Source organism: Pseudoalteromonas sp. ABV4_021 (genome assembly GCF_056159365.1).
The window spans coordinates 724,940-738,068 of the sequence record NZ_JBSWVB010000002.1 but is presented as its reverse complement, the minus strand read 5'-3'; the positions used below and the strand labels follow the sequence as shown (position 1 = coordinate 738,068).

Genomic DNA, 13,129 nt, shown 5'->3' with positions numbered 1-13,129 from the left:
GTCTTTCAACGACACGGAATCAAATCTGGTCGATGTTGCGAGTTTCAATAATCAGCCAATTACATTGCAACAAGGTACAAATCACGGTTTTGAGATTAAGCTAAACGACACTACGGTATATCAAAGACCAAATACCGTCGCTTCGAAATTACATCACTCTGGTGGCCATTATTTTGTTGAATATCGTGAAAATAATCAGCTGTATATAGCTATGTTCGACCCGAGTGCTAAAAAGGAAATCACGCGAAGTGCAATTCATGGCGATGTTTTGTCAGTTGAACAGAACTTGGTTGCAATTCAACAAGGCAATGTGCTGCTTGTAAAACATTTCTCGAGAAACGGAGTCGTAGACTTTATCGGTTATCAAACTACACAACCGTTGCAAGATGCAATGTTTGTGCGTGGAAAACTTTGGCTACTCACTGATGGTCAATTAACCAAGCTAACAGCCGATTACGAAAGTTTGTCATGGCAACCTGTCGCGACTTATCAACATGCAGTAACTGCACCTGTAAGCTTAGTTGCTAATCAAGAAACAATTTACATTACAGAACGTAACGCCGTTCATACGTTTGAGTTAAATCAGAACCAAGAACTCGTTAAGTTCAGTGACTTTGAAGAACTCGGTGTTATTCATGCGATAGACATGGATAACGCAGGTCGCGTTTGGCTAAAAGTTCAGTACCCAATTCAATCACCAATATGGTATGTATTGAAGCAAGATAAATCGTTAGGGGCACTTGACTGGCAATATGATCTAACTTTCACAAACAAAAAGTTATGGTTACATTCACAGAGTGAACTTGCTGAATACAGTGTTGATAAAGCGCTTACTCCAGCATTCTCATTGGTTGCAGAGCGCAAGCTTGGTGGCGTTGCCATTAGTGGGTTTACATCTCTTGAGTCGTTTACAGAGCTCACGATTGTCAATGCGCAAGGCGGTCATTTGATTAGCAGTTGGGCGGATGATAACACCTTGTTTATTGCTAATAATGAACTTACAGATGGTACGCAATTAACTATTTATATCGATGGTGAGACCACGAATGGGTATCAAATTGATGTGCCAGCTGATGCAGGGTTAACAAGTGACCAAGTGAATTGGAATCTGAAGCAATCGTTAGTCAATACGGCGATTGTGCCAACTGTCGCTACATTTAAAAATACCATGGCATTAGCACCATTTACTATTGAAGGTAATACGAGTTCAATGGCAACCGAAGATAGTGTAGCTGGCTGGACTAAAGTAACCATAAATAAAGTACTTAACCTATCTAATGGTTCAACAACGTTTGCACCATTTACTTTAGATGTGCTTGAAAATACAGTTCCGCAAGGGCAGCTATTAATCGCAAACCCACAAAACAACAGCCAATTTACAGAAGGTGATTGGGTTAGTCTCGAGATGTTAGCTAGTGGAGTTGACTTGTCTCAATTCAAGCATGTTGAAGTGACCTTACAAGATTTCAATAAAGTTGACTTGTTATCTTTTACTACAAACTCTGTGAATACCAACACAGCATTTAAAGTACCCGCAGTCGACCGGTATGACACATATACCATTCGAGTTCGCGCGTATTTCGAACAAAGTTACAACTATATCGAAAAATCGGTTGGTATTAAGGTCGTACCATTACGTCAATCTTTAGATGCAAATATTCAAGGTGTTGGCAATAAAGTTTACTCGAATAGCCTCGTTACATTGAGTACAGATATTCCTCAACATGCTGACTTTAAGGTATCGACCTCAGATGGAACGATTATCGCCAGTGGTGTTGAGCCAGTGTCATTTGCTGTACCTAATGGTATCGATAGTTTCACCATTGAAGCACTGTTGAAAGATGGCTTAGGTAACGAAACTAAAGTTGATAAACAAGTGGCTGTTGCTCAACCATATCAATTAAGTAAAAGTAGTTCTGTTTCGCCGTTTGAGTATCAATTTAGTATTGCTAATAATCAGTACACAATAAACCATAGTAAATTGTATAAAGATGGCCTCCCAGTTAGTCAATTCGATGGTAATGTACGCGATGCTAAATTGTTGCAAGACCGATTACTTATTGCGTTAGAAGGCTTAGGTATTGCGTTTATGTCTTGGCAGGATGATTACGCAATATTGGGTATTTACCCTAGTCAGATAGATTTCAAAGCACTGGCAATATATGAGCAACAAGTTTTTGCAATCAGTGATGCTGGTAATATTATTGTATTTGATATTAAAGGAAATAGCTTAGAGCCGTCTGCTCAGCAACTTCCGTCAGGTACACTTGCACAGCAGGTTGTGGTAGCAAACGATGGCATTTGGGTGGCTTATCAAGGCTTGCTAACTCGTTTTAATCATGAACTTGAGGTTGATTTATCTTTTGAACTGTCTGCTGAAGTAGCTCACTTGGTGGTTCATAATGGTCACCTCATCGCATTTGATGAACTAGGTGGCCTATATCGTATTGACAACGGTCGCTTATCTCAACACCAGCTCACTGTCATGGCAATTAATGCCGTGTCGAGCCTTGGTAATGAACTACTTGCTTATGATGGTTTAGCCAATGAATTACTGATTATTAGCTTAAACGAAGCAACACCTTACGTTATTTACCGTGAAAATGTTCAAAGTGACATTAGCGATTTGTTTGTATCAAATGGCGACATTACATCAAATAATGGTGATGTTTGGACGTTAAATCAAAATCAAAATGCGCCATATCGTCAACTGTTTACTAGCAGTAAACACAAAGGTAGCAGTGAGCACATTGTGTTGCATAATGGAAGTGCAATAGTAACTGAAAAAACATATGCACTAACGCAATATACGGGCTTACCAAATCATGCGAGACGTAGCTTTTTCCCTAGTGAATATGCGAGCGAGTTTAGTGCGTTGATAGTCGACAACACAGCAATCTATGCGTTTGATAAAGTGTCAGGTTACCTGTATCAAGTTAACTCAGTCCAATTAAGTGGCAGTCAACATCTTGGTAAGTTTGCTAGCAATAGCATGTTTAGTACTGATGAAGATTACCTTTATGCTGCATCGAGTGATCAGTTAACCATCATAAGTAAAAAAGATTCTGAACAACGCTATACCTTTACTGTAGCCGCAGGTGAAGTGATTACAGCGTTAAAAGCGACTCCGACCGAGGTCTATGTTGCAACGTTAGATGGTACGATTTATCGCGTAAGTCACCCAGGTTTACCTATGGAAGAATTTGCACTGCGTGTTGATAGTGTGCTTGCGACTAACTCGGTTATTGAGGAAATTAATACACTTGGTGATACACTCGTATTAACCTCACGAACAGAGCTTAGCAGCTATAACCTTAGCGAAAATATCTACCAAACGATTCTTTCAAATAAAGTGCAAGATGTTGTAATAAAGGGACAAAGTGTACTTTATGCACTAGATAACGAGATCTTTGAACATAAACTTTCGTCAAATACTCCAGATAAATTAATGTATCAGGCGAAAACTGATATTGCAGGCTTTGCTATCTCAAAAGATCAGTTAGCGGTGGCATTAGGTGTTAATGGTGTCGAGTTAGCATGGCGTGGCGAACAGCCAAGTCAATTAGTTGCAGACCTGAATAAACCAGCTAATAAAACGCATTTTGTGCATGGTCAAGCAATTGACCTCGCTGTTGCACATTCAGCTGATCTTGTGAGCGTCGATTATTATGTTAATGATACGTTAGTCGCGCGTAGCGAACACTTCCCATTTAGTGTACAGATCCCGATCCCAGGAGAGTTACGCAATGGTAATGAGTTTACAGTCCATGCTGTAACCAAAGACCGTATAGGTAACTCAGTTATTGGTCATAAGCGCACAATGCTGCTTCATAGCCAAGACTTGCCGCAGAATAACTTTAACGTTGAGCTACTTTACCGTAACCCAAGTTATGTACCGGCACCGCTAAAAATTGAAGCCCTAGTTAAGAATGCGACACAAGATATCCGTCAAGTTGAGTTTTATCTGTCAGATAATGAATCAGGTCCGTATAAGCTTATTCGCAAACATTATGGCCCTGAGTTTATTGTTCGCAATAATTTCACGTTAGCGCAAAGTGGTCAGTTTATAAAGGCACGTGCAATTGATGTGTATGGCAACGTGACCGAATCACAACCAACAGTGATTGAGCGCCATTTGGATGATGAAGTACCTCAAGTCTCGCTTAGTTTAGAATCGCCACTGAATGATGCTAAGCGTGTTACTACCACATACCCTTATGGTATTGCATTTAATGTTAGTGATACTGGAAGTGCAATTAATTTGGCACTGCTTAAACGTGACAACACTGTGATTTGGGCTGGCTTTACAGATACGCAGTCTCGCATTGAACAACATGCGAAAAACACGGGTGATACTTATGTCTATAGTTTAGAAGTTTCGGATAATGCAAATAACACCAACAGCACAAGTCTTAATGTTGAGGTGGTAGAAGATGAGCGTCCAGTCGTTAATGAAATCAGTGTACCAAATGCAGTTCTGGAACAGAGTGCATTTGAGGTTACAATTAATGTGCAGGATGATATTGAAGTTGCTTATATTGAAGTACAGTGGCCAAATTTTGTTAAGCGTTACCCTGTAAACGATCGACAAACCAATAAAACGTTATCAATTCAAGATACGCGCTCACTACGTGTTAACAGTGACAAAATCGAGACACTAACGTTACTCATCGTCGACTCGAAAGGGCAGCAAACTCGCATCGAAAAATCGATTACGGTTACGAAAGATAAGGCTCCACAGCCAAAACTAAGTAACATAAGCTTTGCTGATGCGGCAATTTACGGTTCTAAACTCAATGGTAAACTTATCGACTTAAATTTAGTTGATGATGGTTTATTACGAGAATTAGCACTTGACCTACTTATTTATCAAGGTGGCGAACTTAAGGTTGCAAAGCCAATTTGTGATATTAACCGCAATATTGTATGTCGTGAAACAATGAACGCGAGTATTCACATACCTTCAACCACTGTAGCTAATGATCAAATTCACATTGCATTACGTGCTATCGATAAGCTAGGTCAAGTTACGGTAAGTGATCAACATGCCATTCAATTATCACAAGTACCTAATGCGATTGTTTTAACTGATGAGTTTGACAGTGCTAACTTATCGCTTGCAAAAGTCGGCGTTCCAGCAGAATTTGCATTTAGGGTCAAAGATTTAGCAAATCGTAGCGTAGCGTTACAAGATGTAGATTTAGTCATTTCGCAGCGTGATTCCGCACAAAAAATATCTAATTCGGTTATAACCGATAGTAATGGTGTGGCGTATTTCTCAGTTGATACTTCGGATCTGGTGGTTAGCGAATATGTTGCTGAAGCGACACTTCGAGATTATCCAAACATCTTACCTGCGATTGTTCGCTTCGAAGTATTACCAGGTGAACCAAGTGCAATTCGCGTTGAGCACATCGCGCCAATTCGTGCTAACGAAACCGCAAACTTGATGCTTGAACTTGTTGATGCGGCAGGTAATAAAGCAACAAATGTGCCTAATGCCAACGTAGCGCTTGTATTTAACCACCCTGGTTTCCATTTTGCGTTTGATCCGAATGTTCATGTTGAGCCTTATTATCAGGGGGAAAATTATGTTGGTGAAAAAGCGTTAATTACGCTGGTAGGCGGAAAAGCGAATATTGAGTTCCAAGCCACCGAAGTGATGGGCGAATATAAGCTTGCACGTTTATCCGACAATCTTGCAGATGTTGGTTTAAGCTATCAATCAGAACAAGATGGCTCGTATCAAATCAGTGCAGATATCCCTCTTAACGTGACTGCCAACGTACCGGCGAGATTGGTGATGTCATTATCAGCTATGAGCAATGATATTTCAGGTCGTGAAGACGTGCTTGAGCAAACTGAAACTGCAACCTTACAATTACAATTGACCGACGAATTTGGTAATCAGATAACCGAAATTGACGGTCAGCCAGCAAATGGAGAAGTAAGCGTATTTGTAAGTGGTGATGCGACGTTTGCAAATGATACTAACCAAATCGTTGTAGCGCTAAACAGTGGTGCAGCGACATTTACGGTGACTAACAATACCGTTGAAGAAGTAATTATATCAGTAACAAATATTGCAAATAATTTAAATATTGATGCTGAAAGCGAGTTAACTCTTAACTTTGCCCGATTACTCGCGCGTGTTGTCGATACGAAACTTGTTCAAGTTGTTGATTCAGACATCACTCCACTTGAAGTCAAATTTAACGAACCTGTTTCATTAACAAGCGGTTTTGCGTGGCCGACTGTGAGCACACAAGGTGTAACTATTGAAGGTGAATTCTCGTTTGATGATGACGTCACACTGCGCTTTATCCCAAATCAGCCGCTTACGCTTGGTGCTGTTTATGAACTAAGTACTCATGGCACAGCAATTGTGAGTAATGAAACGCAAGAGACAATATTTGCGTCACATTATGAATTTACTGGACCAGACCTTAGCTTGCCAGAGCAAACGTTGGGATATTTATTATCAGAACAAACGAGCACATTAACGCTTGCACTTGCTGATAACTATACATGGGATCAGATTAATGAACTCAGTTTCATATCAGACGATCTCAGTCTAGCGGTAGATGCACAAACTCATGAATTAACTGCACCAGTTATTGCTGAGCAAGACGAAGGAAAGCAAATTGTTGCAAGTGTGAGTGCGATGATACAAGAGACATCATTATTTGTTGCAAATGCAAGAACATTCACCCTATTAACTCAAGCGGGTGACTTTGATGGGGACGGCATCAATAATGATCTTGAACATCAATTAGGCTACCACCCACTGAAGCAAGATAGTGATGGTGATGGTGTTTCAGATGCAAATGAAGACTACGATAATGATGGACTATCAAATGCGCTTGAAATTCAGTTAGGTGGCAAAATTGATAATGCCGATAGCGATGATGACGGCGTTAATGATGGTACTGAGTATCAATGGGGCTCAGATATTAATAACGCTGACACTGATGGAGATGGTATTGATGATGCAATTGAAATTGCATCGGGCTCAGATCCAACTGATGCTAACGACCGCGCTATTAAGCCAGAGCTAGTTATCGGTATTGATATAGCCCAAGATGTTGTAACTCATAACCTCGCTGGCAATGGTGACGATGTAATATTCACAATAATTGCCACTGTTTCAATTAATGATCGTACTTACACTATCGATGTAAGTGATGCTAATTTCTATGACTTAGTATTCGAGTCGTTGGATGAAAGTATTGTTATTCCTTCATACCGCGGATTCACACCAATCGCTCTGGGTGAAGCTGAGGTTCGAGTGCATTTCGGTGCGTATTCTGATACCGCTAAAGTGAAGGTGGTAGAAGTCATTAGTTTAGGCGATGTTATTTGGCAGGATGAAAGTATTGAATACAATGGACCGGTATTTGCGAACTCAATCACGATTAGAGGTCAAGTTAATGCATTCATTAATGGAGACCTAGTTGTCGAGAACGACTTCACGGTTGAGCAAGACGCCTATAGCTTTATTGTAAGTAATGCACTAGAAATCAAAGGCGATGCCAATATTTTAGGCGCGCTTAAAGCAGTTAAAACGGACGAAGATCCTAGCCTTCAAATTGTTGAAGCACACAAAGTGTACGACTTGGATCTAGATAGTTTTGGGGCGAAATTTACTATCAGTGACTTAGCGAGTGATAAATTCTTACAAGTACGGTTTGACGTGCCTTCATATGACAGCTCGAAAAAGCATGACATAGAGTATAGCTTAATCCATGACGCGGAAATTCAATGTTCTGAATCATATCAAGATGCATTTGATAATCATACTGAAGGTGAGTTTCTAATTGTTATAATAACTTGCCCGTTAACTAGCATTGGTGACTATATCTTTGATCTAAATAGACCCGTTGATTTCAACGGCTCTATGATGATTAGTGATATCAATAGTCAAAAACTGTTTTTCAGTGTTGCTAATTCATTAGATATAGCGTTAGAAAACACAAATGAAGAAATCGAATTTGTGATCGATGCGAAAAATGAAACAGTTCCTCAAAGCTTTATTCTGCATTCTATTGTCCCGAACAGTGTAAAAATGATAGACCTAAGTACAGGGAGAGAGTTGCACAGTTGTCGAGAACCAAATCGATATTTTTCAGGTTCAGAGATTGAGTGTACTGTACCGTCAAAATCGCAAATTCGAGTTTATGCATCGGCAATGAGTGATGAATACGGATCTTCAATCCAACATGTTAGAACTAAAAACTACAAAAAAGGTATTAATAGTGACATAGCGGTTGCGGGTGACTTAACACTGCAATCATACCTTAAAGTTGGAAATGTGACGGTGAATGGGTCGGTGAGTATTGAGAGTATTGGTGACGAAGTCTCACTCTTTGCGGAGAGTTTAACTGTGCAAACTGATTTAATTGTGGGCAATGATACAAAACTCAATGTTCACACTATTGATGTGCGAGGTGATATGACACACTTCGGGCAAGATAGACCAATAGAAACGACACTCCGTTCGTTGAATGTAGGTCAGAAGCTAACAGGCTATGGACAACTTAATATATTACCAAGTGACTTAGATGGATTGTCCCCTGACTGTTTTAGTAAATATGGCAAAGCGACATGTAATGTAACCAATCATTTATCGGGAAATATAAATGATATCAATATTCAAGCGAACCGCGTTGAAATTGATACGAGTAATAGTTGGTTATTTGTTGGTGACGGTTTTGACAATGACGGGCCTCCACCTTATATCCCAGAAGGTGCTTCCTATAATAATGATAAACAAAATTACTTTATTGATGATTTAACAACTAATGGTCAAAGTGTGTTTATTGATACTGAAGAGCTTGTTGTCAGAAACGTTAAATTCTTAATTGATGCTGGTACGCATAGAGATTCAGGAGGCTGGGGTGAATATGCCATGGCGGGTGAGGGTATTAGCTCAGAGCAAATTAACAGAGGCTCTACTTTTGACTGGCCGGAATATAATTCGCCGTCACGTTATGTTGTGAGTTATGCAACTATCGATATTCAAGCTCAAAACTACTTTGATGAAATTGAACCTTGGGCGTTAGGCATGCAATCCTCAGCTACACAGTCGGATGATTTGACTAACCTCAAGACGCTCTTTTCAACACCATTAGCAGCAAACTTTGACAAAAATAGCTATAACTCAGGCTCAGTAATTTTAATTGATAAGCTGCAACAGCAAAAATCCCTTGCAGTTTTACAAACTGGTGAGCCGTACAACTGCGATTGTGAGAGAGAACGCCCTGATTATTTAGAAGAAGGGAGTTTAATAAAACCAAACTACATTGTACCTTACTTAAGTGTAGGGAATCATATTGTAGAATTGCTAACGGCAGTTGATAACTTAATAGTAAAAGTGACCGTTAGTGGGCACCCATGGGAAAGTAATAAACCTGAATATGACCGCCATTTAACTGGATTAAGTGTAAGGTTATTTAATTCTGAAAATGAGTTTATTGATGCAACTATAACTGCAAATACCAGTAATGAACTTACTTTGGTTTTAAATGAGCCTATCGACAACTTTATGGTTACGCGTTTACAAGGACTACACAAATTTTCGTCTATCGACTTAGCATGGACGGATGCTGACTTCGGTGAAGATATTGTTGAAGTAGAAGCAATATCCTTAGTTAAAGCTGATGTAAAGGCTAATAAGGTAAATCAAAATGCAATAGAATCATTATTGCAGTCCACAAAGGTGGATTTTGGTTTACATATTAATCAGTCGCTTTCATTTGATATTCCAGTGTTAACTGGAAGGGTTAATTCACTCTTGCTGACGGCTGAGAATATTGAATTTAATACGCCTATGGATATCAGGGGTAATTATGAAAACCTATTATATATCTTTAGTAATCAGGATATTGTTTTTCATGAGACGGCGAGAATTGAGGAAAATATTAACTTATTGGCAAAAGGGGATATTATCTTTGAAAAAGAGACGGATATAGATTCATTATCAATCGATTCAAACAGTTTGTTATTTGAGTCTCGTGTAACGAATGCTGATCGGAGTATGTCAATTTCAGGCAACGTGCAAAATGAATTACGTTTTCATCACTTAGGTTTAACTAGTGGAACTTACAATCGTATTGACGTTGAAGCTTCCAATGGTATCTATATCGAGAGTGATTATTATTTTAACCAAGGCCTTATTTTTGAAACGAATAGTGACGTATTCTTTGCTGGAAATGTTGAAATTGGCGATCGAGATCTAAATGCAGATTCGAGTGGTCAATTGCGATTTGAAGGACAAGGTAATCTTTATATCAATGGAGATTTACGAATTAATAGAGGGCGATTAAAGCTTGCTGATAATCATATTAGCGTTAATGGAAGCCAGTATATTAATGAAGCTGAAATTGAAGCCCCTATAAAGAACTCGTTTACCATCGGTAAAGACTTAGTTGTTCTCTCAAATGGTAATTCCTCGGTTAATTACGCAGGAGTGCTTGATATAGGTGGTAGCTTAGTAATAGAACAAGGAACTCGAGATGTTACACGTCTTAGTTTATTTGAAAATGGTGACAACTCAGGTTCAAGTCTTTCACTTAATGTTAATGATACTATCGATAACAAAGGAAATGTGACCATTGAGTTCGCTAATCAACATGGCTTACAGCAAAGTGGACTATCAGAGTTGTTGGGCTATAAGAAATTACCGACTATTGCCAACTTACCTGAATGTGTAGGGTTTGATTGTCCAGAGTTAAGCGAGAAAGTTTTTAGTGTAAATGCTCAGCAATTTATAAACCAAGGCGACTTCACACTCGTAGCGAAAAATACTAATGAAAATATACGTGATAGCTTTGTTATAACAACTCAATTGTTTGAAGGCGCAGGTAATATTAATGGTGGTGGTCGTTTAATTATCGACGCTAAAGACAATACATCTAGTACAGTGTTAACAGGTAGAGGAACGATATTTACCAAAGATGATAATGACTTATATGGGCACTTAAAGATTAACTTTAATCTGCCTTCTTGCAGTAGTTGTTTAAATGACATTGTAAAACTGCCTGAAATAGGAAAGCATACAATTTCATCAATCAAACAAGTTTCTCAAAATAAATGGGAAGTAACAGCCAATAGCGCTCAGTGGGCTTTAGCTCAAGAAAGGTTTGGCTTTGATATTAGTGGTGAATTTATTGACTTAGATGCAAATGATGGGATCACTAAGTTTTATCAGATAGATAGTCATACCTATAATAGTGTGTTTGTTACTACAGAAGATGATTTAACCAGTTATTTGGGAAGGGAGTTAGTAGGTGTACATGCCTTTGATTCGATTTGGGTAACTGATGATATTATTTTTGACCTCGGAGACGACATACTTGTTATTGACGATATTTCATCTAGTCAAGTATCTGATACGTCATATTATCGGTTTACACCTGCAAATGGTGCCGTTTCTAATTTATTTACACCAGCCCAAGAGTATGCGAGTAATCTTGTAATCGAAGGAGATAAGCAACTTGGTTCCAATGAAGTGTATGTAGCTGAAAGTTTGACGTTTAGTGGAAACGTGTCATTACCAAGAAATGTCAATGTAACTCTTCATGTTTCAAAAGACATAGCATTTAAAGGAGACTTGGCCTTTGAAATAGGTAGTGGAATTTCGGGAAATCTACACAACAGTGATATTACAGTTGAAGGCAATTTAGTTATTAGATCTGATGATGCGTTTAGGGAAGTGACATCTGCTATTGGTAATTTGACTGTCGATAATGATGTGATTATTTCTAACTACGGAATTCTAGATATAGAGGCTAATAGTATCAATTTTGGTGATGTTTTACTTACTCAGGATGCAGAGCTTCTCTTGCTATCGAAGAAAAGTATAAATATAGTTAAAGACTTTACTATTAACACATCATACTCAAATCATAAGATCATAACTGATCAAGATTTCATTATAGGCGGGGACTTTAATGCAAAGGATACTCTTTATTTAAATACAGGTGGTAATACACAAGTTGGCAATAATATGAATGTATTCGGCAGCATTATAAAGGAAGCTAAAGACGAATTTGGCTTGGCATTTACTGTTAAAAATACAGCCACAATTTATGATAATGGAAGAATTAGTGTCTCTGGCAAAGCGATAAAACATCAGAAAAACACGACCTTTGGTTGTTTCACCTCTATCAGCCAATATACGACAGGCGACTGTGTAATTGGTGCCTATTTTAATGCATTAACAAATGGTGTGTCGGGATATAACTCTGGCAATGCTTCGGGTTATGGTGGTGGAGTTATACAGGTAGCTGCTGGAAAAATAGTGCATGATGGGGAGCTATTAGCAAATAGTTCTTATTATGGCGGTAATTTTTACCAAAGTGCATCAGGTGGTTCTATTCACCTAAAATCAACTACATCAATTTCAGGTTCAGGCGTTATTTCTGCAAACCCAGCAGTGAATGAATATTATTATAAGCAAGGTAACAGTGGCCGTATTGCGTTGCTAAGTGATGATGTGTCTAACGCTAACTTTGATATTAAGTCTGTACCAATTTCACGATATCAATCAGATCAAGGTGAAGCTGGTACGGTATTTGTTGCTGATGAAAATGGTAAAAATGGTATTTTAACCATAGATAATACGCGTTCCAATTGGAGCACTTCTTACCGTAATAGAATTAAAACCCCAATCCGTGGTGCGGGTAAACACCAAATTGATTGTGTTACAAACTTGGGGGACAATTTATGGCGTTTAGATACCGATTGTTCAGCGGATAACAATACTGAACATTGGAACGATTCAAACATAGATAAAAAGCGTAGTTTGATTGGTCGCATGATTGACCCAGATATATATAACCCACTTGATCACGCTGTTGAAATCATCAGTAATGATAAAAATAGTTTGGTTGTTAAAACCACACAAGATTTAAGTAATTACGCTGGTGCAACATTACAAGGTATTCATTTATTGAGGGGACTAAAAATTATTAATAGTGCAAACGTCGATTTTGGTAACAACCGAGTTGAAGTGAGTGATATTAATGAAGCAGTGTTCACACCTGACGTAAGCATAAGTCTTGGTAGTGCAAATCAAGAGTTAGTTGAAAAATTAAACAGTTCGGGCGCAAATATCATTTGGCATTAA

At 38.6% G+C, this 13,129-nt stretch carries 1 protein-coding gene (only partly in view); it reads left to right on the top strand.

All coding sequences use genetic code 11. The annotated features are described in order from the left end of the window. A protein-coding gene (locus tag ACXAFE_RS17515; RefSeq protein ID WP_475155618.1) for an Ig-like domain-containing protein crosses the window boundary here: on the top strand, nt 1–13,129 show its 3' end. It extends 24,593 nt beyond the left edge of the window; 13,129 of the gene's 37,722 nt are visible here — the last part of the coding sequence; its start codon lies off the left edge, out of view; the stop codon is at nt 13,127–13,129.